This window comes from Pseudomonas sp. Xaverov 83 (genome assembly GCF_019352905.1).
Lineage (GTDB): Bacteria > Pseudomonadota > Gammaproteobacteria > Pseudomonadales > Pseudomonadaceae > Aquipseudomonas > Aquipseudomonas yamanorum.
In genome coordinates, this window is the sequence record NZ_JAAAFU010000002.1 from 65901 (window position 1) to 91695 (window position 25795).

Genomic DNA, 25795 nt, shown 5'->3' on the forward strand with positions numbered 1-25795 from the left:
TTTGAAATTGGCTCCGTGACCAGGACTCGAACCTGGGACCCAATGATTAACAGTCATTTGCTCTACCGACTGAGCTATCACGGAACTACATATTTCAAAGTGTTACGTTGTTGCTTGTTACCTTCTCTTCGACGCTTCCGTATCGCTACGTTAGTGTCTCTGAGGCGCGCTATTCTACAATCTTAAAAACCCCTGTCAACCCTTTAAATTGCTTTTAAGACAATGATTTGCGCTTCTTTCTGATTTCTTCTTGGGGAGAAGAAACCGTTGGGCTGACGTTGCTGCGGGGCGCACTTTACAAGCCTTTGCCTTACAGTTCAACGCCCTATCGAAAAAAAAGGCCCCGCAATGCGGGGCCTCTTCTTATAGCAGTACCACTCGAGCTTAGTGGAAGACGATTTCGTCGTTCTCCACCGTCGCCTCGACGCTGGTGCCCGGCATAAAGCTGCCCGACAGGATCAGCTGTGCCAGCGGGTTCTCGATCCAGCGCTGGATCGCACGCTTCAACGGCCGTGCGCCATACACTGGGTCGTAACCGACGGCGATCAGCTTGTCCAACGCCTCGCGGCTCAGCTCCAAAGACAACTCGCGCTCCGCCAGACGGCTGCGCAGGCGGCCCAACTGGATCTCGGTGATGCCCGCGATCTGATCCCGCGCCAGAGGCTCGAAGATCACCACTTCGTCGACCCGGTTGATGAACTCCGGCCGGAAGTGGCTGGTCAGCGCGTCCATCACGGCTGCGCGCTGGGCTTCACGATCACCCACCAGTTCCTGGATCTGTACCGAGCCCAGGTTGGAGGTCATCACGATCACCGTATTGCGGAAGTCCACGGTACGTCCGTGACTGTCCGTCAGGCGGCCATCTTCCAGCACTTGCAGCAACACGTTGAACACATCCGGGTGGGCCTTCTCGACCTCGTCCAGAAGGATCACCGAGTAAGGCTTACGCCGTACCGCCTCGGTCAGGTAACCACCCTCTTCGTAGCCTACATAGCCTGGTGGCGCCCCGATCAAGCGGGCCACGGAATGTTTCTCCATGAACTCGGACATATCGATCCGCACCATGGCCTCTTCAGTATCAAAGAGGAACTCGGCCAAGGCCTTGCACAGCTCAGTTTTACCCACACCGGTAGGGCCGAGGAACATAAACGAGCCGCTCGGACGGTTCGGGTCGGACAACCCGGCCCGTGAACGCCGTACCGCGTTGGACACCGCAATCACCGCCTCGTCCTGGCCGATGACGCGCTGGTGCAACAGGCTTTCCATCTTCAACAGCTTGTCGCGCTCGCCCTCGAGCATTTTCGACACAGGGATACCGGTCCACTTCGAGACGACTTCGGCGATTTCTTCCTCGGTCACCTTGCTGCGCAGCAACTGGTTCTCAGGCTTGCCGTGCTGGTCGACCATCTGCAGGCTGCGCTCCAGGTCCGGGATCACCCCGTACTGCAACTCGGCCATGCGGTTCAGGTCGCCTTTACGACGGGCGGCTTCCAGCTCCTGACGGGACTGCTCGATCTTCTGCTGGATCTGCGCAGAACCCTGCACCTCGGCCTTTTCCGAGGTCCAGATTTCTTCGAGGTCCGAATACTCACGTTCCAGGCGAACAATTTCTTCCTGGAGTTTTTCCAGGCGTTTCTTCGCCGGCTCGTCCTCTTCTTTCTTCAGGGCCTGGGACTCAACTTTCAGCTGAATCAGGCGCCGATCCAGACGGTCCAGCACTTCGGGCTTCGAATCGATCTCCATCCGAATGCGGCTGGCCGCTTCGTCGATCAAGTCGATGGCCTTGTCCGGCAACTGACGGTCGGTAATGTAGCGATGGCTCAATTTCGCCGCCGCAATGATCGCGCCGTCGGTGATCGCGACTTTATGGTGGACCTCATACCGCTCTTTCAGGCCACGCAGGATGGCGATGGTGTCTTCTTCGCTCGGTTCTTCCACCAGTACTTTCTGGAAGCGACGCTCAAGGGCCGCATCCTTCTCGATGTACTGGCGATATTCGTTCAGCGTGGTCGCACCGACGCAATGCAACTCACCCCGCGCCAGTGCTGGCTTAAGCATGTTGCCCGCATCCATCGAACCTTCGCCTTTACCAGCGCCGACCATGGTATGCAGTTCGTCGATAAACAGAATGATCTGCCCTTCCTGCTTCGACAGTTCGTTCAGCAGGGATTTCAGGCGCTCTTCGAACTCGCCACGGAACTTGGCGCCGGCAATCAGCGACCCCATGTCCAGGGACAGCAGGCGCTTGCCTTTAAGGCCATCCGGCACTTCGCCATTAATGATGCGCTGGGCCAGGCCTTCGGCAATGGCGGTTTTACCAACGCCAGGTTCGCCGATCAGCACTGGGTTGTTCTTGGTGCGACGCTGCAGGACCTGGATGGTGCGACGAATCTCATCGTCACGACCGATCACCGGGTCGAGCTTGCCCTCTTCGGCGCGCTTGGTCAGGTCGACGGTGTATTTGTCCAGCGCTTGGCGAGACTCCTCGTGGTTAGGGTCATTTACCGCTTCGCCGCCACGCAGATTGTTGATGGCATTTTCCAGGGCTTTCTTGCTCACGCCCTGGCCCAGCAACAATTTGCCAAGCTTGCTGTTGTCGTCCATCGCGGCGAGCAGCACCACTTCACTGGAAATGAACTGGTCACCCTTCTGCTGGGCCAGGCGGTCCGCCTGATTCAACAGGCGCGCCAAATCCTGGGACATGTTCACGTCGCCAGTAGGATTTTGGATTTTCGGCAGTTGGTCGAGCTCTTTGCTCAACTCCTTGCGCAGGCTGTTGACGTCAAAGCCCACCTGCATCAGCAAAGGCTTGATGGAACCGCCTTGCTGCTCCAGGAGCGCTTGCATCAAGTGCGCAGGCTCAATGGCTGAATGGTCCAGGCCAACCGCCAGAGATTGGGCGTCAGATAAAGCCAACTGCAATTTGCTGGTTAAACGATCAATACGCATTAGTCACCTTCCTTTTGAGCAGGCCGGAGCTATGAACAAACACATCCTGAATGAAGAAACCTGCCAGATACCCTTATAGATGGGGTGGATTCTGGAAGATTCAAGCTACGGATAGTTGACGCAGGTCAGGAGAGTCTAGCGTTCCAGCCAGATAAGGGAGGCAAACCGACCGGTGCGCGCGTTGCGACGGTAGGAATAGAAACGGGGATCGGTCACGGTACAGAAGCCGCCACCGTACACAGCAGTGACGCCGCGGGCGGCAAGGCGCAGGCGGGCCAGTTGGTAAATGTCGGCCATGAACTTGCCCGGGTTCTGACTGGGGACGAACGCCTCAATCGTTTCCGGAAGTTGCTGCATAAAGGCTTCACGCACTTCCGGGCCCACTTCAAAGGCTTGCGGGCCGATGGCCGGGCCAAGCCAAACCAGCACTTCACCAGGTTCGTCATCCAGGCTTTCGAAAGCGGCTTCCAGGACACCCGCAGCCAGGCCACGCCAACCGGCATGGGCAGCCGCGACGCGGGTGCCGGCGCGATTGCAAAACAAGGCAGGCAGGCAATCAGCCGTCATTGATGTGCAGGCGATGCCTGGGGTGCTGGTCCAACTGCCATCGGCTTCAGCAGTTCGGCCAGGATCAGCCTCAACCACAACCACACCGTGAACCTGGCGCAGCCAGGCCGGCTGGATATTGAAGGCATCGGTGAGGCGACGACGATTTTCGAGAACGGCTTCGACGCTGTCCTCGACATGATCGCCGAGATTGAGGCTGTCGAACGGCGCCACACTGACGCCGCCCGCACGGGTAGTGACGCAGGCTTTCACCCCGGCCGGCGCGGGCCAGTCAGGAATCAGCCAGTCACTCATCCGATAAACGCCTCACGATCCTGCTTGAGCAGCGACAACAACCAGACAAAATCGTCTGGAAGTGGCGATTCCCAGCTCATCCGCTTACCGCTCGTCGGATGATCCAGTTCCAGGAAGCGTGCATGCAGTGCCTGGCGCGGGAAGGTTTTCAGCGAATCAACCATGGTTGCACTGGCCGCCGGGGGAATACGGAAGCGGCCACCGTAGGCCGGATCTCCGACCAACGGGAAGTTGATGTGCGCCATGTGCACCCGAATCTGGTGGGTACGACCGGTTTCCAACTTGACCCGCACGTGGGTGTGGGAGCGGAAACGCTCGAGCACACGGTAGTGGCTGACAGCTTGCTTGCCGCCTTCCATCACCGCCATGCGCTGGCGCTGCTGGCCGTGGCGACCGATCGGGGCATTGATTTTGCCACCTGCGGTTACTACACCGATCACGATGCACTCGTAGATCCGGCTAACGCTGCGGCTCTGCAGTTGTGTGACCAACTGCGTCTGCGCCTGAATGGTCTTGGCCACCACCATAAGGCCAGTGGTGTCCTTGTCCAAGCGGTGCACGATGCCGCAGCGCGGGACATTGATGATGTCCGGCACGTGGTGCAGCAAAGCATTGAGCAGGGTGCCATCAGCGTGCCCGGCGGCCGGGTGAACCACCAGGCCTGCGGGTTTATTGATCACCAGGATGTCGTCGTCTTCATAGACGATGTCCAGTTCAATGTCCTGGGCGATCCATTCTCCCTGGGCTTCCTGCTCGGCAGTCAGCTCAAGAATCGCACCACCATGGACTATGTCTCGCGGGCGGATAACCGCTCCATCCACAGTCAGGCGGCCGTCTTTGATCCAGGCGGAAAGGCGCGAGCGCGAGTGCTCAGCGAATAATTGTGCGGCGACTTGATCGAGGCGTTGGCCGCCCAATTCGGACGGCACCTCTGCGCGAAGTTCAATTTTATCGGACATGCTCAGACTAGGCGTGGCACAGCCTTTGGTTTCGGCTGCGCGCTTGTGGTTAAATACGGCGTCTTTTGCCCCGAGGCTTTCCAAGGGGCGCTCATCATAACAGGACGGCCCCGCCCAAGACAGCGGCCGTCATAGGGACGCAAGCCGCCATGCAAGTGAAACACCTGCTGCTGATCGCCATCCTCGCCATGACTGCTGCTTGCTCGTCAACAAAGGAAGTCGTCGACGAAAACCTGAGCGAGGTCGAGCTGTACCAACAAGCTCAGACCGACCTGAACAACCACAGCTACACCAGCGCCACGGCAAAGCTGAAGGCACTGGAGTCGCGGTATCCGTTCGGGCGCTACGCCGACCAGGCCCAGCTCGAGCTGATCTACGCCAACTACAAGAACGCCGAGCCGGAAGCTGCCAAGTCCGCCGCCGAGCGTTTTATCCGCCTGCACCCTCAGCACCCGAACGTCGACTACGCCTACTACCTCAAGGGCCTGACCTCGTTTGACCAGGACGTTGGCCTGCTGGCGCGCTTCCTGCCGCTGGACATGACCAAGCGTGACCCGGGCGCTGCCCGCGACTCCTATAACGAGTTCGCCCAGCTGACCAGCCGCTACCCCAACAGCCGCTACGCGCCGGACGCCAAGCAGCGCATGATCTATCTGCGCAACCTGCTGGCTTCGTATGAGATCCACGTAGCCGACTACTACCTGACCCGTCAGGCCTATGTCGCTGCCGCCAACCGTGGCCGCTATGTGGTGGAAAACTTCCAGGAAACCCCATCGGTGGGTGACGGCCTGGCCGTGATGACCGAGGCTTACCAGCGCCTGCACCTGGACGCCCTGGCGGCCACCAGCCTGGAAACCCTGAAGCTCAACTATCCGGACCACCCAAGCCTTAAGGATGGCCAGTTCGTGCCACAGGTTGCCGAAGCGGACAACCGTTCGTGGCTGAGCAAGTACACCCTGGGCCTGATCGAGTCCCGTCCACCGCTGCCGCCGGGCGAAACCCGCGCCAACCAGGACATCATCAAGCAATACCAGGACGCCAAGGATTCGATTCCATCGGACCTCAAGCCTCGTGACGAAAACGGCGACGTGATCGAAGAGCAAGGGCCTCAAGCCCTGGGCAACAACGAAGACCGCTCGTGGTTCAGCTACATGACTTTCGGTGTCTTTGACTGATTGTTGACCGCGATGCAAAAAGGGAGCTCTTGGGCTCCCTTTTTTATTGCGCAAAATTGCGCTGTGCGCCTGTCACGTCCTTGGCTAAACTGCCGCATTCCTTGTCGAGAAGCTGCCCACCATGGTTCGTCTACTGTTCTGGATCGCCGTTATTGCTGCCGCGGTATGGTTTTGGCGCAAATTCAAAAGCCCGGCCGCCAAACAGCAGCGGCCCAGCGAGCAAGGCCCGATCCAAATGGTTCGTTGCGCCCACTGCGGCCTTCACCTGCCACAGGATCGCGCCTTGAGCCAGCGCCAGGAATGGTATTGCACCCAGGCGCATCTGGAGCAAGGGCCGAAATCTATCCAACGTTGATCCGGCCTGCTGGCGCGTACGGCGCCGGATCAATGATCGGCTTACGCTCCAGCAACAAATCGGCAAACAATTGGCAGGACGCCGGCGCCAGCACCAGGCCGTTGCGATAATGCCCGCAGTTGAGCCATAGCCCATCAAACCCTGGCACCTTGCCAATATAGGGAATGCCTTCCGGCGACCCGGGCCGCAAGCCGGCCCAATGCCCCACCACCTCGGCATCGGCCAGGGCAGGAATCAGCTCTACAGCAGAGGCTTTCAGGCTTTCCAGTGCGGAATCGGTGGGCGTCTTGTCGAACCCCTCATGCTCCAGCGTACTGCCGATCAGGATGTGACCGTCTCGCCGGGGAATCGCATAACGCCCCTTGGCCAGGACCATGCACGACAGGAAGTCCGACGCGCATTTGTACAAGATCATCTGCCCCTTGACCGGCTCCACGGGCAATACCAGCCCAAGGCTACCCAGTAACTCACCGCTCCAGGCTCCGGCAGCAAGCACGACCTGATCGCCACGGATCGGCCCGAGCGCCGTAGTCACCCCGACAACCTTACCGCCCTCCTGAATAAACCCTTGAACCGCGCATTGCTCGTGAATCGTCACTCCCGGCAGGGCCAACAAGGCCGCCTTGAGGGATTTGACCAACCGCGGATTACGCACATTGGCCACATCCGCCATATAGATCGCCTGGGAAAAACCGGCACCCAGCACCGGTACCGCGTCATGGGCAGCGGAAACATCCACCTTGCTCAGCGGGCGCCCTTCGCGGGCTGCCCAGGCAAGCGCCTCGGCCTCATCCTCCAGGTCCAGCCAATACAGGCCAGTGGTGTGGACTTCCGGGTCAACGCCGGTAGCCGCGAACAGACGCGCTGCCAATTGCGGGTAAAAATCCTGGGACCAGTGCGCCAGGGCCGTCACCGCCGGGCTATAGCGCCATGGGTACAGCGGGGAAACAATACCGCCGCCAGCCCAGGAAGACTCCTGCCCGACCGCGGAGCGATCCAGCAGCACAACCACCTGCCCCTGGGACGCCAGGTTGAACGCCGTCAACAAGCCGATTACCCCACCACCCACAACCACTACTTGCTGTTGCTTAGCCATTGTTCGATCCAGCCGATAAAAAGAAAAAGGCACGCCCGGCGCCCAATCGTCCAGCTTCCTCATCATTGCCCCCAGCACGCCTTGTGCGTCATATCAGGCGCGGCGCCCGGATTGCTTCGCGCACCGGCACTGGTGAGGCTGAAGGCTGCACAGGGATCGCCCGCCATCACCGAGTCAACTGCGGGCGTGGCAAGCAGAACGAAATCCTGAGGGTTCAATGCAGGAGTGATTCTATAGCGATCGTTGCCGGCGATGACGCCAGTTGCATCAATAAAAGTGCCATTCCTCGAGTAATAACGCTCAAGGTACTGAGCTTGCTCGGTCAGCAACCCGGCAATTTCGGCGCGATAGACCTTTTTCATATGGCTCGTATAGCCGGGATAGGCGACGCTAACCAGAAGGCCGATGATCGCCACGGCGACCAATAATTCGATCAGGGTGAAACCAGTGCAATCCTTGCTCATCGTGCTGCTCACCTATTGAAGTTGTCGCCACATGATTCGTCGAAAACGCTCACCGGCGCCGCTGCCCACGCGCGCATACACCGTCTCCAGGACGGAACGCGAATGACCGCTGATTCCCACCGACGTCACTCGATAAAGGGTGGCTTGGGTCTCTGCCGGGAGATGAGCCAAGCCCATCCCCTGCCCCAGGTTTTGAATACCGTAAACGCCATCTTTCATCCCCACCCACGTGACAGCCGACACGGGGTTCGTCCCTGGTCCCACTACCGAAACCGACTCGGGAGGGGGTGCACACGCAACAGTTGAGTGGCAAGGACGCAGGGCAAAACCAGGCGCCTGCACCACGGACTCTCCAAGCCTGAGGCCGCTTTCGGCCAGCTGAAACGACTGATTGCGCTGTCGAACGCTGCCGGTCATTTTTTCTTGCGAGATGGCCCCCTGCATCGAAGACACCCCGAGGAGCGCCAACAACAGCAGGAACACCAGGCTGATCAGCAAAACCATGCCTGCCTGCCTCGAACGAGAGCGGTTATAACCCATGGGCGAGCTACTCCAGACGATTACGTAGCGCAGCTACAACGCTGTAGGTCTGGTCTTTCACGAGCCCATTTGGGTCTTGAAGCGTCAGCAGAACCCGCACACTGCGTATAAGCGACTCGTCACCGGGGCTAGGGTCGTATCGGCTGACAACCGTTGACCCCGCCTTCCCGGCCACCCCGAAACTGATATCGAAAGCCCCCACGTTATCCACCAGTACCGCCTTGCTCGGGGCTGCCAGTGTGCTGAGCTTCAATTGCCCGCCTTCGAAGGTGTAAGTCAGCTTGCGCAGTGGAAAGCGGATCTGCCCGGGTGCCGCTGCCGGCGGGCTTCCTCCATAGGCCTGGGCAGAACCGGTGCAATCGGAAAGCACCGTCCAGTCAGGCTTGCTGCCGCCCTCTCCGACGTCAGCGGTCACCAGTGTCAGGGACCGAGAGTTGCCGGTAGAGCTCCAACCGATGGGGCGGTCGAACCCTGCGGGAGCGTTGCTGATTGATGCGGTGGACAGGCAACCGAACATGCCTGCCTGGCGTATTTCCTGAATCAGTTTGCCCAGGACAAACCGTGCATCATCCTGCAACAACGAAGCCGCGCGCTGGCTGGCATGAGTGGTACGGGAGCTGAGCGCAATCTGGGTCACCCCCATGATCAGCAGCAGGCCGAGAGCCAATGCAAGCAGCAACTCCACCAGGCTGAAACCGCGAGCAGCGCCGGTCATGGCAACCCCCTCGGGTCGACGGCGACCCGGCTGGTCAGGGTGAACGTTTCCCGGGCGCCTTGAGCCTTGGCTCCACGGGAGTCGTCCCAACTGATACTGATGGTCACCTCTCGCTGATTGACCGCAACCGAACCCTTGGCGCTCTCCCCCGCAAATCCTGCGATGTTGGCTTCAAAATCGTGCAGGTCCAGATCACGGACACTCGCGACAGAAGTACTGGGGGGCGCACGCTCGCTCTGCCCCCAAGAGTAATCAGCGCCCGAGTTGGCGCGGATCCGGTCGAGCATGTCGTACGCGATGAAACTGGCCTGGCTGGTCATCCTGGAACTGTCGGTGTATTTCAGCGCATTGAGCTGAATCACCGCAGCCCCCAGCAGGCCGACGGCGAGGATCAGCACAGATACCAGGACCTCGATAAGGGTCATCCCGGCCTGGGTCGGTTGGTGGCGAGGTGTTACGGAGCAAGCGTTCATTACCATCGTCATCCGTGTCGAAGGTCATCAAAGGCAGCGGAAAATCTGCGGTGCGAGGCAAGACTAGCGCCGGTCTCGTCTGAGCGCTGCACCCCGGAACAATGGGAAATACTTTGGACAGGATGGCCATCATTCAACGCCCCAGCCTGGGCGCTATAACTATGTCTGCCATCCGGCACTGACTGAAAAAAGCACACCGCGTCCACGGAGGGACGGCATATGACACAACGAGGTTTCTCGCTGATTGAGCTAATTCTGGGCCTGTTCCTGAGCGGCATCCTGGCCAATCTGGCAGTGCCGAGCCTCAAGGGGTTGCTTGAGTCGCAACGACGACAGAACGCCGCCGAATCCCTCGCCGGAGGGGTGCGTTACGCCCGTACGGAAGCCATCGCGCGCAATCGCACGGTGGTTATCCATGCGCTGGATGACGACTGGAGCCGGGGATGGAGGGTAACACTGGACCTGAACGGTCGCGGCCATCTGGACGATCAGAACCCGGTGCTGCTGGAGCGCCAGGACAATGGCCAGATACCGATTGTGGGAAATACGCCGGTGAGAACCCAGATACGCTTCAGCGGCCTGGGTGAACCATTGCTCTCCGCAGGGGCTTTCAGCGCCGGCACCGTTCACGTGTGTGCGACGGACCAGCAACTGAGCCTGTATCAAATAGTGCTGGCGGCCAGCGGGCGCATCAGCCTGCGCAGTAACAAAACCGAGCAGGCGCTGTGCCGGGGATACGCTGGCACCTTGGGACTCAGAGCAGCGAACGAACCCGCAGCTCCTTGGGCATGGAGAAAGTGATGTTTTCTTCACGGCCCGCCAGTTCATCAGCGCCCGTGGCGCCCCAGGCCTGCAGTTGCTGAATAACGCCACGCACCAGCACTTCCGGGGCCGAGGCACCCGCCGTGATGCCGATGCGCTCGACGCCATCGAACCAGCCGCGCTGCATGTCTTCGGCACCATCGATCAGGTAAGCCGGGGTGGCCATGCGCTCGGCCAGTTCCCGCAGACGGTTGGAGTTGGAGCTGTTTGGGCTGCCCACCACCAGCACCACGTCGCACTCGTCGGCCAATTGCTTGACCGCATCCTGGCGGTTTTGCGTGGCGTAGCAGATGTCGTCCTTGCGCGGCCCGCCAATCGCGGGGAAGCGCGTACGCAACGCATCGATGACACGGCTGGTGTCATCCATCGACAAGGTGGTCTGGGTAACGAAGGCCAGCTTCTCAGGGTTGTGCACCTGCAACGCGGCGACGTCTTTTTCGTCTTCCACCAGGTAGATCGCGCCGCCATTGCTGGCGTCGTACTGACCCATGGTGCCTTCGACTTCCGGGTGACCGGCGTGGCCTATCAGAATGCATTCACGACCATCACGGCTGTAGCGCGCGACCTCGATATGCACCTTGGTCACCAGCGGGCAGGTAGCATCGAATACCTTCAGGCCACGGCCAGCAGCTTCGGTGCGTACAGCCTGGGAAACACCGTGGGCGCTGAAAATGACGATAACGTCGTCCGGCACCTGGTCCAGCTCTTCAACAAAGATGGCACCGCGACTGCGCAGGTCTTCGACCACGAACTTGTTGTGGACGACTTCATGGCGCACGTAAATCGGCGGACCGAAGACTTCCAGGGCGCGGTTGACGATTTCAATCGCCCGGTCCACGCCGGCGCAGAAGCCACGGGGGTTGGCGAGTTTGATTTGCATGCTGTGCCTCGTGTCTTGCCCTGTAGGAGAGAACTTGTGTGGCGAGGGAGCTTGCTCCCGCTGGGCTGCGAAGCAGCCCCAACCTGGGCAATCGAGACACATCAGGTGTATCTCGATGAACAGTTTGGAGTGCTACGCACTCCAACGGGAGCATGCTCCCTCGCCACAACAAGCTCGCGCCTACAGTAGGCCGATTTCGTTAGTTACAGCGCTTTAACGTCGATGATTTCGACATCAAAGGTCAAGGTTTTCCCGGCCAACGGGTGGTTGAAATCGATGGTCACTTGCGCGTCATCAAAGGCCTTCACCACACCCGGCAGTTCGGTATTCGCCGCATCGTTGAAGATCACCAGCAAGCCTTCCGACAGCTCCATGTCCTGGAACTGCGAACGCGGGATGATCTGCACGTTTTGCGGGTTGGGCTGGCCAAAGGCGTTTTCCGGCAGGATCTGCAGGTTGCGCTTGTCGCCGGCCTTGAAACCGAACAGTGCCGCTTCGAAACCCGGCAGCAGGTTGCCGTCGCCGACCTTGAAGGTCGCCGGGGCCTTGTCGAAGGTGCTGTCGACCGTGTCGCCATTCTCCAGGCGCAATGCGAAATGCAAAGTGACTTCCGTATTCTGGCCGATGCGTTGCTCAGCCAATACCTGTTCAGTCATGAACGGTCTCTCCGGTTTTCTTACTTTTGAACATATCCAACGCCAGCATGATTGCACCGACGGTGATGGCGCTGTCGGCAAAGTTGAACGCCGGGAAGTACCAGCGGTTCTGCCAATGCACCAGAATAAAGTCGATCACATGGCCCAGCGCAATACGGTCGTACAAGTTGCCCAATGCGCCACCCAGCACCAGCGCCAAAGCGACGGCCAGCCAAGTGTCGTTGCGCCCCAGGCGCTTGAGCCAGACCACCAGCACGGCACTGACCACTACGGCGATCAGGGCAAACAGCCAGCGCTGCCATCCGGAGCTGTCAGCCAGGAAGCTGAACGCAGCGCCGGTGTTGTAGGCCAGGGTCCAGCTGAAGTAGTCAGGAATCACCACGATCTGCTGGTACATCTCCAGGGCGCCTTCGAAGTGAGCCTTGCTGAGCTGGTCAATGACCAGCACCAGCACGCTCAACACGAGCAAGCCCAGGCGTCCAAAACGACTGGCTTCAGGCATAGTGACGAACCTCGCCAGCGCCAGAGATGTTGTCGACGCAACGACCGCAGATTTCCGGATGCTCAGGGTTCACGCCGACATCTTCACGGCAGTGCCAGCAACGGGCGCACTTGGCGAAGGACGACTTGACCACTTTAAGCTTGAGGCCCGGGACTTCAGTCGCCACGGCGTCCGCCGGAGCCTGAGTAAACGGTGCCAAGCTGGCGGTAGACGTGATCAAGACGAAGCGCAGTTCGTTGCTCAGCTTGGCCAGGTCGGCGGTCAGGCCTTCCTCGGCAAACAGCGTGACTTCGGCCTGCAGGTTGCCGCCTACGGCCTTCGCCGCGCGCTGCACTTCCAGCTCCTTGTTCACGGCAACCTTGACGGCCATCACGCCTTCCCAGTACTCGCGGCCCAGTTCGAAGTCAGCCGGCAATTCGGTCAGGCCTTCGTACCAGGTGTTGAGCATCACGGACTCGTTACGCTCGCCCGGCAGGTATTCCCACAGCTCATCGGCGGTGAACGCCAGGATCGGCGCGATCCAGCGCACCAGCGCCTCAGAGATGTGGTACAGCGCGGTTTGCGCCGAACGGCGTGCCTTGCTGTTGGCGCCAGTGGTGTACTGGCGGTCCTTGATGATGTCGAGGTAGAAACCACCCAGCTCCTGCACGCAGAAATTGTGGATCTTTGAGTAGACGTTCCAGAAGCGGTATTCGCCGTAGTGCTCTTGCAGCTCGCGCTGCAGCAACAGGGTACGGTCCACGGCCCAACGGTCCAGGGCGAGCATTTCCTCGGCCGGCAGGATGTCGGTGGCCGGATTGAAACCGGTCAGGTTCGAGAGCATGAAACGTGCGGTATTACGGATCCGGCGGTAGGCATCGGCGCTGCGCTGCAGGATCTGCTCGGACACGGCCATCTCGCCCGAATAATCGGTAGAGGCAACCCACAGGCGCATGATGTCGGCGCCGAGGGTGTCGTTGACCTTTTGCGGCGCGATCACGTTGCCCAAGGACTTGGACATCTTGCGACCGTTCTCGTCGACGGTGAAACCGTGGGTCAGCAGCTCGCGGTACGGGGCGTGATCGTCGATCGCGCAGCCGGTCAGCAACGAGGAGTGGAACCAGCCACGGTGTTGGTCGGAACCTTCCAGGTACAGATCGGCACGCGGGCCGGTCTCGTGACCCATCGGGTGTGAACCACGCAATACGTGCCAGTGGGTGGTACCGGAGTCGAACCACACGTCGAGGGTGTCGCTGATCTTGTCGTACAGCGGCGCTTCGTCGCCCAGCAGCTCGGCGGCGTCCAGCTTGAACCAGGCTTCGATGCCTTCTTGTTCAACACGCTGGGCCACCACTTCCATCAGCTCGACAGTACGTGGATGCAGCTCGCCGCTTTCCTTGTTCAGGAAGAACGGGATCGGCACGCCCCAGTTACGCTGGCGGGAGATGCACCAGTCCGGACGGTTGGCGATCATCGAGTGCAGGCGCGCCTGACCCCAGGCCGGAACGAACTTGGTGTCTTCGATCGCCTTGATCGCACGCTTGCGCAGGGTTTCGCCGCTGGTCGGCTCTTTGTCCATACCGATAAACCACTGCGCGGTGGCGCGGTAGATCAGCGGGGTTTTGTGACGCCAGCAGTGCATGTAGCTGTGGGTGATGGTTTCGGTGTGCAGCAGCGCACCGACTTCAGCCAGCTTGTCGACGATCGCCGGGTTGGCCTTGAAGATGAACTGGCCACCGAAGAATTCCAGGGACGGCGAGTAGACGCCGTTGCTTTGCACTGGATTGATGATGTCGTCGTTGACCAGGCCGTACTGCTTGCAGATCACGAAGTCGTCTACGCCATAGGCAGGCGAGCAGTGAACCACGCCGGTGCCAGCGCCCAGTTCAACGTACTCGGCCAGGTAGATTGGCGACAGACGGTCGTAGAACGGGTGACGGAAGTTGATCAGTTCCAGCGCGGAGCCGGTGGTGGTCGCGATCACCGAGCCTTGCAGGTTGTAGCGGGCAAGGCACGACTCGACCAGCTCTTCAGCCAGCACCAGCAGCTTGTCACCGACGTCCACCAGGGCGTAGGTGAATTCCGGGTGCACGTTCAGCGCCTGGTTGGCCGGGATGGTCCACGGGGTGGTGGTCCAGATCACGATGGAGGCTGGCTTGGCCAGGCTCGCCAGGCCGAAGGCTTCAGCCAGTTTGGCTTCGTCGGCGATCGGGAAGGCGACGTCGATGGTCGAGGACTTTTTGTCTTCGTACTCGACTTCTGCTTCAGCCAGGGCCGAGCCGCAATCGAAGCACCAGTTCACGGGCTTGAGGCCCTTGAACACGAAACCGCCCTTGACGATCTCGGCCAAGGCGCGGATTTCACCGGCCTCGTTCTTGAAGTCCATGGTCTTGTACGGGTTGGCCCAGTCGCCCAATACACCCAGGCGGATGAATTCGGACTTCTGCCCTTCGATCTGCTCGGTGGCGTAGGCACGGCACAGTTCGCGGGTTTTGTCCGCGCCCAGGTTCTTGCCGTAGGTCACTTCGACTTTGTGTTCGATCGGCAGGCCGTGGCAGTCCCAGCCCGGGACATAAGGCGCGTCGAAGCCCGAAAGGGTTTTCGAGCGAACGATCATGTCCTTGAGAATCTTGTTCAGCGCATGACCGATATGAATCGTACCGTTGGCATAAGGAGGGCCGTCGTGCAGGACGAATTTCGGACGATCCTTGCCAATCTCGCGCAACTTTCCGTACAGGCCAATACTGTCCCAGCGCTGCAGGATCTGCGGTTCGCGCTGTGGCAGGCCGGCCTTCATTGGGAAGGCGGTGTCCGGAAGGTTTAGCGTGGCTTTATAGTCGGTCATTTAAGGCTCTTCATTAGCGATGGGCGCTAGGTGCGGCTAGTGCACGGGCGGCGGCGACATCCGCATTGATCGCCGTTTTCAACGCCTCCAGGGAGGCGAAACGCTGCTCTTCACGCAGCTTTTGGTGGAAAGCCACCGTCAAACGCCGGTCATACAAATCACCGGCAAAATCCAAAAGGTGAACTTCCAGGTGGGCTTTGCCATCACCTGCAACCGTGGGCCTGACGCCTATGTTGGCGACTCCGGGCCACGATTGGCCGTCGATGTCGACACTCACCAGGTAAACCCCGGTCAGTGGCACACGACGGCGCTTGAGCTGCACGTTGGCGGTTGGCGTGCCCAGTTGGCGCGCCAGCTTCTGGCCGTGCAGGACCCGCCCGGCAATCCGGAACGGGCGACCGAGCAAACGCTCGGCCAAGGCGAAGTCGGCAGCGGCCAGGGCGTTACGCACCTGGGTACTGCTCACGCGCAGGCCGTCCAGTTCGACGGTTTGCGCGGCTTCGACGGTAAAACCCTGGGTAACGCCGGCCTGTTGCAGGAAATCGAAATCCCCTACCCGGTCGCAACCGAAACGGAAGTCGTCGCCGACCTCCAGGTGCTGCACGCCCAGGCCATCCACCAGGATACGGTCGACGAACTCGGCGGCGCTGAGGCTGCGCAAGCGCTGGTTGAAAGCCAGGCAGAGGACACGGTCCACGCCTTCTTCAGCCAGCAATTGCAGCTTGTCCCGAAGTCGGGCCAGACGCGCCGGCGCCGTCTCCGGGGTAAAGAATTCACGGGGCTGTGGTTCAAAAATCACCACGCAGCTGGGCACGCCCAACTCAACCGCACGCTCACGCAGGCGGGCCAGGATAGCCTGGTGGCCACGGTGAACACCGTCAAAGTTGCCAATAGTGGCGACGCAGCCCCGATGCTGGGGGCGCAGGTTGTGGAGACCTCGAACCAGCTGCATAACGCGCTTCTTGCTCATAAAGTGGTCGATTATAACCACACCCGGCCCCGGACGACAGGCAACAGCGCAGGCCATTTGCGCGAATCGATAAAACAACCGCCTTATCGACGAAAAGTCTCTAGCTCAGCGACTTGCGATTGAAATCCCGTAAACGGAAGCCCATCAGCAGCAACATGCCGAAGTACACCACCACCCCAGCGACCACCAATGCACCGAGGCGCATGAAGCGCTCCAGCATATGGCCTTGATCCCAGGCAGGCATGAAGTGCATCAGCCCCAATAGCACTGCGGCCATCGTGCCCACCGCCACCACCAACTTGAGCCCAAACGTACCCCAGCCTGCCTGAGGCTGGAACATTTTCTGTTTGCGTAGCTGATAAAACAGCAGCCCGGCATTAATGCAGGCACCCACACTGATTGCCAGCGCCAGCCCCGCATGCTTCAGCGGACCGATAAACGCTAGGTTGAGCAGTTGTGTAACCACCAGGGTGAAGATCGCGATCTTTACCGGCGTACGAATGTTTTGTTGAGCATAAAAGCCGGGGGCCAGCACCTTGATCACGATAATGCCCAGCAGGCCGACGGAATAGGCGATCAGCGCACGCTGCGTCATCGAGGCGTCAAACGCGGTGAACTGGCCGTACTGGAACAGCGCAACCGTCAGCGGCTCAGCGAGCAACCCCAAGGCCACGGCGCACGGCAGCACCAGCACGAAGCACAGGCGCAGGCCCCAGTCGAGAATCCGCGAGTACTCGTGGCGGTCTTTGCTGGCATAGGTGCGGGACAGCGTTGGCAGCAGGATGGTGCCGAGCGCCACGCCCAGTACGCCGGACGGCAGCTCCATCAGGCGATCGGCGTAGTACATCCACGATACGGAGCCCGAGACCAGCAACGAGGCAAAGGCGGTATTGATGATCAGCGAGATCTGGCTGACGGAAACCCCCAGGATTGCCGGCAGCATGTTGCGCATCACCCGCCAGACCCCGGTGTCTTTAAGGTTCAGGCGCGGCAGCACGAGCATGCCGATCTTCTTCAGTTGCGGCAGCTGGTACAGCAGTTGCGCCAGGCCACCGACCAGGACCGCCCAACCCAGGGCCATCACGGGCGGATCGAAATACGGCGTCAGGAACAGCGCGAAAATAATCATGCTGACGTTAAGCAGGGTCGGCACGAAGGCCGGCACCGAAAAACGGTTCCAGGTATTGAGGATCGCCCCGGCCAGGGACGACAGGGAAATCAGCAATATATAAGGAAAGGTCACCCTCAACAGGTCAGTGGTCAGGGCGAATTTTTCCGGTGTATTGGCAAAACCGGGGGCCGTGGCCCAGATCACCCAGGGCGCGGCAAGCATCCCGGCGATGGTCACCAACGTCAGCACCAACGTCAGCAAACCCGAAACATAGGCAATAAAGGTGCGGGTTGCCTCCTCCCCTTGCTGCGCCTTGTATTCCGCCAGAATCGGCACGAAGGCCTGGGAAAAAGCCCCCTCGGCGAAGATCCGCCGCAGCAGATTGGGCAGTTTAAAGGCAATAAAGAAGGCATCCGTGGCCATGCTGGCGCCAAAAATGCGTGCCAGCAGCGTGTCACGCACAAACCCCAGGACCCGGGAAATCATGGTGATAGAGCTGACAGCGGCCAACGATTTGAGCAGATTCATTGAAAGAGTTTTTGCCTATAGATAAAGAGCAGGCGAACAAACGGCCCACATATGCGATACTCCGCGCCTGCAACAAGCACAGAGCCAAAGCTCGCGAGTTTACAGGTCAAGCGCCGGAAATAAATCACCCGCCTCTTAAGATCGACCACTCAGCAGTTCGCATCACACGCCCTTGACAAGACTTCAACTCATCGGCATGATTCGCGGCCTATTTTGTTTGCTATTTCCTAAAAAGTCTTTCGAGGAGCTCGACGGTGGCCAACACACCTTCCGCCAAAAAACGTGCAAAACAGGCTGAGAAGCGTCGCAGCCACAACGCCAGCCTGCGTTCCATGGTTCGTACCTACATCAAGAATGTAGTTAAAGCCATTGACGCAAAAGACGCTGAAAAAGCTCAAGCTGCTTACGTTCTGGCTGTGCCAGTTATCGACCGTATGGCCGATAAAGGCATCATCCACAAGAACAAAGCTGCTCGCCATAAAGGTCGTCTGAATGGCCACATCAAGGCTCTGAACCTTGCTGCTGCAGCCTAAGCGATAAGCTTGTTAAAAAACCGACCCCAGGGTCGGTTTTTTATTGCCTGCAATTTGAGCAAGCCAAAAAAAGAGCCGGCATGCCGGCTCTACTTCAGACTTACTGCGCAGTAGGCCACGGCAAGATCGGAATCGCCGTCACCGCGTTCTGCGGACTGCCTTCGATCAAGCGGTCGCTGTACACCAGATACACCAGGGTATTGCGCTTCTTGTCGAGGAAACGCACCACCTGCATGGTCTTGAACACCAGAGACGTGCGCTCCTTGAACACCTCATCCCCGTCCTTCAGCTCACCCTTGAAGTGAATCGCGCCCACCTGACGACAAGCAATCGACGCCTCAGCGCGATCCTCAGCCAACCCCAGACCACCTTTCACCCCACCCGTCTTGGCACGGGACAGGTAGCACGTCACGCCATCCACCTTTGGGTCATCAAAAGCTTCGACCACAATCCGGTCATTGGGGCCGACAAACTTGAACACCGTCGACACCTGGCCAATCTCTTCGGCCGATGCCAGCAACGGCATCGCTAGCAGTAAACCGAGCAACCCCTTCATCACACGCATCGAGAATTCCTTTTTACTTAAACCAGAATCAGGTTATCCCGGTGAACCAGCTCCGGCTCAGCCATGTAACCCAACAGACCGACAATCGCATCAGACGATTGCCCGATGATTTTCTGCGCCTCAAGGGCACTGTAGTTGGCCAGGCCACGGGCAATCTCGCGACCGTCCGGCGCCACGCACACCACCATCTCGCCACGGCGGAAGCTGCCCTGGACCAGTTTTACACCCACCGGCAGCAGGCTTTTGTTGCCTTGGGACAACGCTGAAACCGCACCAGCATCCAACACCAGGGTACCGCGCGTCTGAAGATGCCCTGCCAGCCACTGCTTGCGCGCCGCCAGCATGCCACGCTCAGGCGACAGCAGCGTACCGATGCGCTCGCCCGCCTTGAGGCGATCCAGCACCCGCTCAATCCGACCGCCAACGATGATGGTATGCGCGCCGGAACGCGCTGCCAGCCGTGCCGCACGCAGCTTGGTCTGCATACCACCACGCCCCAGGGCACCACCGACACTGCCAGCCACCGCATCCAGCGCCGGATCATCGGCACGCGCCTCGTAAATCAGCTGCGCCTCAGGGTTATTGCGCGGATCAGCGTCGAACATGCCGTCGCGATCCGTGAGAATCACCAGCAAATCGGCTTCAACCAGGTTAGCCACCAGGGCCGCCAGGGTGTCGTTGTCGCCAAAGCGAATCTCGTCAGTCACCACGGTGTCATTCTCGTTGATCACCGGGATCACTTTGAGTTCAACCAAGGCGCGCAGCGTACTACGAGCATTCAGGTAGCGCTTGCGGTCGGACAAGTCGTCATGGGTCAGCAGAATCTGCGCCGTATGGCGACCGTGCTCGGCAAAGCTGGACTCCCAGGCCTGCACCAGGCCCATCTGACCAATGGCGGCAGCGGCTTGCAACTCGTGCATCGCGCTGGGTCGCGCGGTCCAGCCAAGGCGGCTCATACCGGCGGCAACCGCCCCGGATGACACCAGCACCAACTCGACGCCAGCCTCATGCAAGGCCACCATCTGGTCCACCCAGACGCTCATGGCCGCACGATCCAGCCCCTTGCCATCCGCCGTCAGCAGCGCGCTACCGATCTTAACGACCCAACGCTGCGCACCTGTCACCTTGCTCCGCATCATCTTCAACCTTAGATAGAGGGCCGCGCGACCCAGCGCCGCCCATAACGTTATTCGTGACTACCGATTTCCAGATACCAAAACGCCGCTCGATTGAGCGGCGCTTAAGTTTACTGCAACGAATCAGTCGCGCACGTAAATGATTTCCGGACCATCTTCATCATCCGCGTCTTCTTCGTCCCAATCGTCATCACCGATGTCATGGACCGACTTGACGCCACTGCGACGCAGAGCACGCTGGTCATCCAGCGCCTGCAACTGGGCACGAGCTTCGTCTTCGATGCGCTGATCCAGCTCGGCCAGCTCCGCCTTGTAGACAGGGTCGGCAGCCAGGCGGTCGGCACGGTCTTCGAGGTAACGCATGATGTCGCGAGTCAGGCGCTCAGTGCCTTCTTTGGCAATGGCCGAGATCACGTAGACTGGACCCGTCCATTCCAGGCGATCGACGATCTCCTTGACGCGCTCTTCGTGCTCTTCCTCGAGGATCTGGTCGCACTTATTCAGCACCAACCAACGATCACGCTCTGCCAGAGACGGGCTGAACTTGGTCAGCTCGCTGACAATCACTTCAGCGGCGTCCGGCGCACTGGTGTCATCCAACGGCGCCATGTCGACGAGGTGCAGCAGCAAACGGGTACGGGACAAGTGCTTGAGGAAACGAATCCCCAGGCCCGCGCCGTCGGAAGCACCTTCGATCAGGCCCGGAATGTCAGCAACCACGAAGCTCTTCCAGCGGTCGACACTGACCACACCCAGGTTTGGCACCAAGGTGGTGAACGGGTAATCGGCGACTTTCGGCTTGGCAGCAGACACCGAGCGAATGAACGTACTTTTGCCGGCGTTCGGCAAGCCCAGCAGGCCCACATCAGCCAGCACCTTCATTTCCAGCTTGAGGTCACGCTGTTCGCCAGGCTTGCCCGGCGTAGTCTGGCGTGGTGCACGGTTGGTACTGGATTTGAAACGTGTGTTGCCCAGACCGTGCCAGCCGCCATGAGCCACCAGCAGGCGCTGACCGGCTTTGGTCAGGTCACCGATGACTTCCTGGGTAGCGGAGTCGATCACGGTGGTGCCAACCGGAACCCGCAGCACCAGTTCTTCGCCTTTTTTACCGGTGCAGTCGGTGCTGCCGCCGTTGGAGCCACGCTCAGCATCAAAGTGCCGGGTGTAACGGTAGTCCACCAAGGTGTTGAGGTTTTCGTCGGCGATCATGTAGACCGAGCCGCCATCGCCACCATCACCACCGTTAGGACCACCGTTTTCGATGAATTTTTCCCGACGGAAACTCATGCAACCGTTACCGCCGTCGCCAGCTTTTACTCGGATCGAAACTTCATCAACAAACTTCATAACAAAACGCCTCTCGCCACACGGACGAGCTTAAGAAACCAAGACATAAGACTCTTGCAAAAATGAGCGCAGCGACCTCAAGCAACGACCGCAAATCCACTGCTTTCGCCCATCACAAACAGCTTTGCAAGAGACTCACCCCACAAACGAAAAAGCCCCGTCGCGAGACAGGGCTTTTCCAGCAACTACGTAATTATGCCGCGACGACTTCAGTCTTCGGGACAATGCTCACGTAACGGCGGTTGAAAGCGCCTTTTACTTCAAACTTGATCACGCCGTCGATTTTAGCGAACAGAGTGTGATCTTTACCCATGCCAACACCGTAACCGGCGTGGAATTGGGTGCCGCGCTGACGCACGATGATGTTGCCCGGAATGATAACCTGGCCGCCATACATCTTCACGCCAAGGCGTTTGGCTTCTGAGTCGCGACCGTTACGGGTACTACCACCAGCTTTTTTGTGTGCCATGAGTCAATTCTCCTAGTGAGGAATTAGGCTGAAATTAAGCCTGAATACCGGTGATTTTGATCTCGGTGTACCACTGGCGGTGGCCCATACGCTTCATGTGGTGCTTACGACGACGGAACTTGATGATGCGGACTTTATCGTGACGACCTTGGGAGATCACTTCAGCCACAACGGTAGCGCCTGCAACAACTGGAGCGCCGATGTTCACGTCATCGCCATTGGCGACCAACAGAACGCGATCAAAAGTGACGGATTCGCCAGTAGCGATTTCCAGCTTCTCGATCTTCAGGTATTCACCTGGGGCGACCTTGTATTGCTTGCCACCAGTAACAATTACTGCGTACGACATGGTATTTCTCCGATAATCCTGCTCACCCAGCGCTTTATAAGAAGAGGTATTGGCTGGCATGGCTGCATGGGATGGACGTCCCGAATGCAATTGCGTAAGGCAGGTGCTGCCCAGGAAGTTCAGGGTGCGCGATTGTACGCAAGCTATGGAGGTGTTGCAAGTGGCCGTCTATCGCGCCTTGACACTAGGGGACGCGGGTCCTAGCATGCCGCGCAACCCTTCTGGAGCGACTGTCGCTGATGCAACCCCAAGCTTTCTACCGCGCGGTGGCGGACGATTTTAGCGCCGTCGACGGCATCATCAAGAAGCAGCTGACTTCTAAAGTGCCGCTGGTCTCCAAAATTGGCGACTACATTACGTCGGCCGGCGGTAAACGCCTGCGTCCTTTATTAGTGTTGCTGTGTGGCAAGGCCCTGGGCCGTGAAGGCGACGATCTGCGCCTGCTGGCCGCGACCATCGAGTTCCTGCACACCGCCACCCTGCTGCATGACGACGTGGTCGACATGTCCGGCATGCGCCGTGGTCGCGAGACGGCCAACGCGATGTGGGGCAACGCGCCGAGCGTACTCGTGGGCGACTTCCTGTACTCGCGCTCGTTCGAAATGATGGTCGAGCTGGGCTCGATGCCGGTGATGAAGATTCTTTCACAGGCCACGCGCATCATCGCCGAAGGCGAAGTGTTGCAACTGTCGAAGGTTCGCGACGCCAGCACCACCGAAGAGACCTACATGGAAGTGATTCGCGGCAAAACCGCGATGCTCTTCGAAGCCTCGACCCACAGCGCCGCGGCCCTGTGCGAAGCGACGCCCGAGCAGAGCGAAGCCCTGCGCACCTTCGGCGATCACTTGGGCGTGGCCTTCCAACTGGTAGACGACCTGCTGGATTACCGCGGCGACGCCGAAACCCTGGGCAAGAACGTCGGTGACGACCTGGCCGAGGGCAAGCCGACCTTGCCGCTGATCTACACCATGCGCGAAGGTACGCCGGAACAGGCCGCCCTGGTGCGCAAGGCGATCCAGAAAGGCGGGATCGAAGACCTGGAAAGCATCCGCGAAGCCGTGGAAGCTTCGGGCTCCCTCGAATACACCGCGCAACTGGCCCGTGACTACGTCGCTCGTGCCATCCAATGCCTGGAAGCCCTTCCAGCCAGCGAATACCGGGACGCCCTGGTTGAGCTGAGTGAGTTCGCGGTCGCCCGTACTCACTGATTTGGCCGCCCTGCAGGAGCCTTCCCGGCTCCTGCAACGACCCGCACCGCCCTTCCCACGCTAAAACCCTATATAATGTGCGCTTTTTAGCCATCCTGAAACCAAAGGAGCTTTAGTGAGCACGTTGCCACCCTGCCCGAAATGCAATTCCGAATACACCTACGAAGACGGCGCCCAGCTGATTTGCCCGGAATGCGCCCATGAGTGGACCGTCGGTGGCGAAGCCGAGGCTGCCAGCGATGAATCCGTAAAGAAAGACTCTGTGGGCAATGTCCTGCAGGACGGCGACACCATCACCGTGATCAAGGACCTCAAGGTCAAAGGCACATCACTGGTGGTCAAGGTCGGCACCAAGGTCAAGAACATCCGCCTGTGCGATGGCGACCATGATATCGACTGCAAGATCGACGGTATCGGCCCGATGAAACTCAAGTCCGAGTTCGTCCGCAAGGTCTGAACCTGCTGCCTCCATCTCGTGCCCTGCACGGGATGGCGCTTCACCCTCCCCCGCGTCACTTCCGCGCTAGCGGCAAAAGGCCAGGCCTTTTGATCAAAAACAATATCCACACAGAAAAGTCCGGAAATCGCCAATAGGGACTTGCTATTCTACGAATAAGAATTATTCTCATTGAAACCCATCAAGGAGATGCTTCCCATGACTTATTTGATCGATGCCTGGCTGGACCGTCCACACCCTTACCTGCGAATCCTCCATCGGGAAACCGGTGAAGTCTGCGCGGTGCTGGAAGAAGAAGCGTTGAGCGAACTGCAGGATCAGGGCGACCTGGACGTCAATGGCCTGAGTTCCAGTGAACCTGGTGTGCTGAAGGAAGTGGTGAGAAATCTGTTTCTGTTCTGCTATGCCCGGGCGTTGCGCCCTGTGACGGATCTGAATGGCAAGTTTCATCCATGAGCAACCGCGCAAAACACTGCAGGAGCGAGCAGGCTCGCTCCTGCAGGTAAGGTCTTACAGAACGTCGAGCAGTTCGACGTCGAACACCAGAACGCTGTGCGGCGGGATGCTGCCAACGCCTTGAGCGCCGTAAGCCAGTTCGCTCGGCACGTACAGGCGCCATTTGCTGCCGGCATTCATCAGTTGCAGGGCTTCGGTCCAGCCGGCGATCACGCCGCCAACCGGAAACTCTGCAGGCTGGCCGCGCTCGTAGGAGCTGTCGAACACAGTGCCGTCGATCAGGGTGCCGTGGTAGTGAGTGCGTACCTGATCTTCGCGGGTCGGCTTGGCGCCGTCACCGGCAGTCAGCACTTCAAATTGCAGGCCGGAAGCCAGGGTGGTGATGCCGTCACGCTTGGCGTTTTCAGCCAGGAAAGCCAGGCCTTCGCCAGCAGCCGCTTCAGCCTTCGCAGCAGCTTCGGCTTGCATGATTTCGCGGATGACCTTGAAGCTGGCGGCCATTTGCTCTTGGTCCACACGGCTAGGCTTGCCGGCGAAAGCGTCGGTCAGGCCAGCCAGGATCGCGTCCAGGCTGACGCCCGGTGGCGGGTTGTCGCGCAGCTGGTCGCCCAACTGACGGCCAATGCCGTAGCTCACGCGGGTTTCGTCGGTGGACAGATTAACTTCGGACATGGAAAGGCTCCGCTGTAGGACGACACAGGTGTCGTCCAAACTAAAAGGGCGAGCAGACTAGCACACAAGCCACACCCTTGATGAGCCCTGCACCCGGGCAACGGGGAGCGTCGGGCGGCAATTAATGCTTGGTAACTTTATCCAGGTAACCCATGGCAAACGCCGACACCACAAACGTCATGTGGATGATCACGTACCATTTCAAATGCTCGGGATCGACGTTCTTGGCATCCATGAACACCCGCAGCAAATGGATCGACGAAATCGCCACGATGGACGCTGCGACTTTCATCTTCAGCGACGAAGAGTCCATGGTCCCCAGCCAGTTGAGCTTCTCTTTGCTTTCGTCGATGTCCAGCTGGGAGACGAAGTTCTCGTAGCCGCTGATCATCACCATCACCAGCAGGCCGCCCACCAGCGCCATGTCGATCAACGACAGCAGCACCAGGATCACATCCGACTCACTCATGGTGAACACGATGGGAATCACATGGAACACTTCCTGGAAGAACTTCAGCCCCAGTGCCAGCAGCCCCAGGGACAACCCGAAATAGATCGGCGCCAACAGCCAGCGTGAGGCATACATTGCATTTTCGATAAAGCGTTCCATTGAATCTCACACAGCTTGGCTAAAAATGGCGGCGAGTATACCAGCCGCACCCAAACGCCAGAAACCGTCGATAAAACTGATCTGTACGGCATCTGTAAAAGATTTTTTCTGCT

General features: G+C 59.3%; 28 protein-coding genes and 1 tRNA gene. 7 read left to right on the plus strand and 22 right to left on the minus strand.

The features are described from left to right. Positions 1-8 precede the first annotated feature (8 nt). The 4 genes from K0H47_RS00460 to rluD form a co-directional block, all read right to left on the minus strand. Positions 9-84: transfer RNA gene (locus tag K0H47_RS00460), tRNA-Asn, on the minus strand. Between the two features lie 300 nt (positions 85-384). Further along, positions 385-2949 (minus strand): ATP-dependent chaperone ClpB, encoded by a 2565-nt coding sequence (gene clpB / locus K0H47_RS00465; protein WP_063027048.1) that lies wholly within the window; start codon positions 2947-2949, stop codon positions 385-387. 135 nt (positions 2950-3084) lie between these two features. After that, positions 3085-3810, minus strand: coding sequence for a peptidoglycan editing factor PgeF (pgeF, locus tag K0H47_RS00470; protein WP_093204948.1), 726 nt, complete (start codon positions 3808-3810; stop codon positions 3085-3087). After that, positions 3807-4769, minus strand: coding sequence for a 23S rRNA pseudouridine(1911/1915/1917) synthase RluD (gene rluD, locus K0H47_RS00475; RefSeq protein WP_003215899.1), 963 nt, complete (start codon positions 4767-4769; stop codon positions 3807-3809). The genes pgeF and rluD overlap by 4 nt, the downstream gene beginning before the upstream one ends. A 149-nt stretch (positions 4770-4918) precedes the next feature. Between rluD and K0H47_RS00480 the strand changes: the two genes are divergently transcribed. Both K0H47_RS00480 and K0H47_RS00485 read left to right on the plus strand, forming a co-directional pair. After that, entirely contained in the window at positions 4919-5944 is a 1026-nt protein-coding gene (locus K0H47_RS00480) for an outer membrane protein assembly factor BamD (protein ID WP_063027044.1), read from the plus strand. Positions 5945-6065: 121 nt separating this feature from the next. Then, the gene (locus tag K0H47_RS00485) at positions 6066-6299 is read left to right on the plus strand and encodes a PP0621 family protein (RefSeq protein ID WP_081253077.1); all 234 of its coding nucleotides are present in this window, start codon (positions 6066-6068) and stop codon (positions 6297-6299) included. On the opposite strand, the gene thiO is transcribed toward K0H47_RS00485, so the two are convergent. From thiO to pilV, 5 genes are all read right to left on the minus strand, one after another. Further along, the gene (gene thiO, locus K0H47_RS00490) at positions 6286-7395 is read right to left on the minus strand and encodes a glycine oxidase ThiO (protein WP_177070209.1); all 1110 of its coding nucleotides are present in this window, start codon (positions 7393-7395) and stop codon (positions 6286-6288) included. The genes K0H47_RS00485 and thiO overlap by 14 nt on opposite strands. 62 nt (positions 7396-7457) lie before the next feature. Continuing rightward, the gene (locus K0H47_RS00495; RefSeq protein WP_177070207.1) at positions 7458-7859 is read right to left on the minus strand and encodes a type IV pilin protein; all 402 of its coding nucleotides are present in this window, start codon (positions 7857-7859) and stop codon (positions 7458-7460) included. Between the two features lie 12 nt (positions 7860-7871). Further along, entirely contained in the window at positions 7872-8399 is a 528-nt protein-coding gene (locus K0H47_RS00500; protein WP_093204942.1) for a PilX N-terminal domain-containing pilus assembly protein, read from the minus strand. 7 nt (positions 8400-8406) lie between these two features. Further along, positions 8407-9114, minus strand: coding sequence for a PilW family protein (locus K0H47_RS00505; protein ID WP_093204938.1), 708 nt, complete (start codon positions 9112-9114; stop codon positions 8407-8409). Further along, positions 9111-9587 (minus strand): type IV pilus modification protein PilV, encoded by a 477-nt coding sequence (gene pilV / locus K0H47_RS00510; protein ID WP_063027032.1) that lies wholly within the window; start codon positions 9585-9587, stop codon positions 9111-9113. The genes K0H47_RS00505 and pilV overlap by 4 nt, the downstream gene beginning before the upstream one ends. 219 nt (positions 9588-9806) lie before the next feature. On the opposite strand from pilV, the gene K0H47_RS00515 reads away from it, so the two are divergent. After that, positions 9807-10388, plus strand: coding sequence for a GspH/FimT family pseudopilin (locus K0H47_RS00515; RefSeq protein WP_219271719.1), 582 nt, complete (start codon positions 9807-9809; stop codon positions 10386-10388). Here the strand turns inward: K0H47_RS00515 and ispH are convergent. The 6 genes from ispH to murJ all read right to left on the minus strand — a co-directional run bounded on the left by ispH (position 10342) and on the right by murJ (position 17880). Next, a complete protein-coding gene (gene ispH, locus K0H47_RS00520; RefSeq protein ID WP_063027028.1) occupies positions 10342-11289 on the minus strand; it encodes a 4-hydroxy-3-methylbut-2-enyl diphosphate reductase in 948 nt (315 codons plus the stop codon). The two genes, K0H47_RS00515 and ispH, sit on opposite strands and share 47 nt — an antisense overlap. Positions 11290-11492: 203 nt before the next feature. Next, positions 11493-11930: an FKBP-type peptidyl-prolyl cis-trans isomerase gene (gene fkpB / locus K0H47_RS00525; protein WP_003215879.1), complete on the minus strand. Its 438-nt coding sequence runs from the start codon at positions 11928-11930 to the stop codon at positions 11493-11495. Between the two features lie 7 nt (positions 11931-11937). Continuing rightward, positions 11938-12447 (minus strand): signal peptidase II, encoded by a 510-nt coding sequence (gene lspA, locus K0H47_RS00530; RefSeq protein WP_003215877.1) that lies wholly within the window; start codon positions 12445-12447, stop codon positions 11938-11940. Continuing rightward, entirely contained in the window at positions 12440-15271 is a 2832-nt protein-coding gene (gene ileS, locus K0H47_RS00535; protein WP_063027026.1) for an isoleucine--tRNA ligase, read from the minus strand. The genes lspA and ileS overlap by 8 nt, the downstream gene beginning before the upstream one ends. A 13-nt stretch (positions 15272-15284) precedes the next feature. Continuing rightward, complete coding sequence (gene ribF, locus K0H47_RS00540; protein ID WP_076014011.1) at positions 15285-16223, minus strand: bifunctional riboflavin kinase/FAD synthetase; 939 nt, start codon at positions 16221-16223, stop codon at positions 15285-15287. A gap of 118 nt (positions 16224-16341) precedes the next feature. Beyond that, a complete protein-coding gene (gene murJ, locus K0H47_RS00545; RefSeq protein WP_219271721.1) occupies positions 16342-17880 on the minus strand; it encodes a murein biosynthesis integral membrane protein MurJ in 1539 nt (512 codons plus the stop codon). Positions 17881-18134: 254 nt separating this feature from the next. On the opposite strand from murJ, the gene rpsT reads away from it, so the two are divergent. Beyond that, the gene (gene rpsT / locus K0H47_RS00550; RefSeq protein ID WP_003215870.1) at positions 18135-18413 is read left to right on the plus strand and encodes a 30S ribosomal protein S20; all 279 of its coding nucleotides are present in this window, start codon (positions 18135-18137) and stop codon (positions 18411-18413) included. 100 nt (positions 18414-18513) lie between these two features. On the opposite strand, the gene K0H47_RS00555 is transcribed toward rpsT, so the two are convergent. The 5 genes from K0H47_RS00555 to rplU form a co-directional block, all read right to left on the minus strand. Continuing rightward, positions 18514-18978, minus strand: coding sequence for a CreA family protein (locus tag K0H47_RS00555; protein ID WP_063027020.1), 465 nt, complete (start codon positions 18976-18978; stop codon positions 18514-18516). 17 nt (positions 18979-18995) lie between these two features. Continuing rightward, the gene (gene proB / locus K0H47_RS00560; RefSeq protein ID WP_017477809.1) at positions 18996-20114 is read right to left on the minus strand and encodes a glutamate 5-kinase; all 1119 of its coding nucleotides are present in this window, start codon (positions 20112-20114) and stop codon (positions 18996-18998) included. A 123-nt stretch (positions 20115-20237) separates the two neighbouring features. Then, positions 20238-21461 (minus strand): Obg family GTPase CgtA, encoded by a 1224-nt coding sequence (gene cgtA / locus K0H47_RS00565; RefSeq protein ID WP_219271723.1) that lies wholly within the window; start codon positions 21459-21461, stop codon positions 20238-20240. Between the two features lie 193 nt (positions 21462-21654). Continuing rightward, a complete protein-coding gene (gene rpmA / locus K0H47_RS00570; protein WP_003215862.1) occupies positions 21655-21930 on the minus strand; it encodes a 50S ribosomal protein L27 in 276 nt (91 codons plus the stop codon). Positions 21931-21964: 34 nt separating this feature from the next. Then, complete coding sequence (gene rplU, locus K0H47_RS00575) at positions 21965-22279, minus strand: 50S ribosomal protein L21 (RefSeq protein ID WP_003176051.1); 315 nt, start codon at positions 22277-22279, stop codon at positions 21965-21967. Between the two features lie 239 nt (positions 22280-22518). Between rplU and K0H47_RS00580 the strand changes: the two genes are divergently transcribed. The 3 genes from K0H47_RS00580 to K0H47_RS00590 all read left to right on the plus strand — a co-directional run bounded on the left by K0H47_RS00580 (position 22519) and on the right by K0H47_RS00590 (position 24400). After that, positions 22519-23487, plus strand: coding sequence for a polyprenyl synthetase family protein (locus tag K0H47_RS00580; RefSeq protein ID WP_003215860.1), 969 nt, complete (start codon positions 22519-22521; stop codon positions 23485-23487). Between the two features lie 115 nt (positions 23488-23602). Next, positions 23603-23944 (plus strand): zinc ribbon domain-containing protein YjdM, encoded by a 342-nt coding sequence (locus K0H47_RS00585; RefSeq protein ID WP_063027018.1) that lies wholly within the window; start codon positions 23603-23605, stop codon positions 23942-23944. 198 nt (positions 23945-24142) lie between these two features. After that, the gene (locus K0H47_RS00590) at positions 24143-24400 is read left to right on the plus strand and encodes a hypothetical protein (protein ID WP_003215856.1); all 258 of its coding nucleotides are present in this window, start codon (positions 24143-24145) and stop codon (positions 24398-24400) included. A 54-nt stretch (positions 24401-24454) separates the two neighbouring features. Here the strand turns inward: K0H47_RS00590 and K0H47_RS00595 are convergent, their stop codons facing one another. Then, entirely contained in the window at positions 24455-25072 is a 618-nt protein-coding gene (locus K0H47_RS00595) for an FKBP-type peptidyl-prolyl cis-trans isomerase (RefSeq protein WP_017477811.1), read from the minus strand. A gap of 121 nt (positions 25073-25193) precedes the next feature. Next, a complete protein-coding gene (locus K0H47_RS00600; RefSeq protein ID WP_003215853.1) occupies positions 25194-25682 on the minus strand; it encodes a TIGR00645 family protein in 489 nt (162 codons plus the stop codon). Positions 25683-25795 lie beyond the last annotated feature (113 nt).

Coding starts and splice junctions, on each gene's coding strand:
- clpB (WP_063027048.1), bottom strand. CDS start 2,949: ATGCGTATTGATCGTTTAACCAGCAAATTGCAGTTGGCTTTATCTGAC.
- pgeF (WP_093204948.1), bottom strand. CDS start 3,810: ATGAGTGACTGGCTGATTCCTGACTGGCCCGCGCCGGCCGGGGTGAAA.
- rluD (WP_003215899.1), bottom strand. CDS start 4,769: ATGTCCGATAAAATTGAACTTCGCGCAGAGGTGCCGTCCGAATTGGGC.
- K0H47_RS00480 (WP_063027044.1), top strand. CDS start 4,919: ATGCAAGTGAAACACCTGCTGCTGATCGCCATCCTCGCCATGACTGCT.
- K0H47_RS00485 (WP_081253077.1), top strand. CDS start 6,066: ATGGTTCGTCTACTGTTCTGGATCGCCGTTATTGCTGCCGCGGTATGG.
- thiO (WP_177070209.1), bottom strand. CDS start 7,395: ATGGCTAAGCAACAGCAAGTAGTGGTTGTGGGTGGTGGGGTAATCGGC.
- K0H47_RS00495 (WP_177070207.1), bottom strand. CDS start 7,859: ATGAGCAAGGATTGCACTGGTTTCACCCTGATCGAATTATTGGTCGCC.
- K0H47_RS00500 (WP_093204942.1), bottom strand. CDS start 8,399: ATGGGTTATAACCGCTCTCGTTCGAGGCAGGCAGGCATGGTTTTGCTG.
- K0H47_RS00505 (WP_093204938.1), bottom strand. CDS start 9,114: ATGACCGGCGCTGCTCGCGGTTTCAGCCTGGTGGAGTTGCTGCTTGCA.
- pilV (WP_063027032.1), bottom strand. CDS start 9,587: ATGAACGCTTGCTCCGTAACACCTCGCCACCAACCGACCCAGGCCGGG.
- K0H47_RS00515 (WP_219271719.1), top strand. CDS start 9,807: ATGACACAACGAGGTTTCTCGCTGATTGAGCTAATTCTGGGCCTGTTC.
- ispH (WP_063027028.1), bottom strand. CDS start 11,289: ATGCAAATCAAACTCGCCAACCCCCGTGGCTTCTGCGCCGGCGTGGAC.
- lspA (WP_003215877.1), bottom strand. CDS start 12,447: ATGCCTGAAGCCAGTCGTTTTGGACGCCTGGGCTTGCTCGTGTTGAGC.
- ileS (WP_063027026.1), bottom strand. CDS start 15,271: ATGACCGACTATAAAGCCACGCTAAACCTTCCGGACACCGCCTTCCCA.
- ribF (WP_076014011.1), bottom strand. CDS start 16,223: ATGCAGCTGGTTCGAGGTCTCCACAACCTGCGCCCCCAGCATCGGGGC.
- murJ (WP_219271721.1), bottom strand. CDS start 17,880: ATGAATCTGCTCAAATCGTTGGCCGCTGTCAGCTCTATCACCATGATT.
- K0H47_RS00555 (WP_063027020.1), bottom strand. CDS start 18,978: ATGCGTGTGATGAAGGGGTTGCTCGGTTTACTGCTAGCGATGCCGTTG.
- proB (WP_017477809.1), bottom strand. CDS start 20,114: ATGCGGAGCAAGGTGACAGGTGCGCAGCGTTGGGTCGTTAAGATCGGT.
- cgtA (WP_219271723.1), bottom strand. CDS start 21,461: ATGAAGTTTGTTGATGAAGTTTCGATCCGAGTAAAAGCTGGCGACGGC.
- rpmA (WP_003215862.1), bottom strand. CDS start 21,930: ATGGCACACAAAAAAGCTGGTGGTAGTACCCGTAACGGTCGCGACTCA.
- rplU (WP_003176051.1), bottom strand. CDS start 22,279: ATGTCGTACGCAGTAATTGTTACTGGTGGCAAGCAATACAAGGTCGCC.
- K0H47_RS00580 (WP_003215860.1), top strand. CDS start 22,519: ATGCAACCCCAAGCTTTCTACCGCGCGGTGGCGGACGATTTTAGCGCC.
- K0H47_RS00590 (WP_003215856.1), top strand. CDS start 24,143: ATGACTTATTTGATCGATGCCTGGCTGGACCGTCCACACCCTTACCTG.
- K0H47_RS00595 (WP_017477811.1), bottom strand. CDS start 25,072: ATGTCCGAAGTTAATCTGTCCACCGACGAAACCCGCGTGAGCTACGGC.
- K0H47_RS00600 (WP_003215853.1), bottom strand. CDS start 25,682: ATGGAACGCTTTATCGAAAATGCAATGTATGCCTCACGCTGGCTGTTG.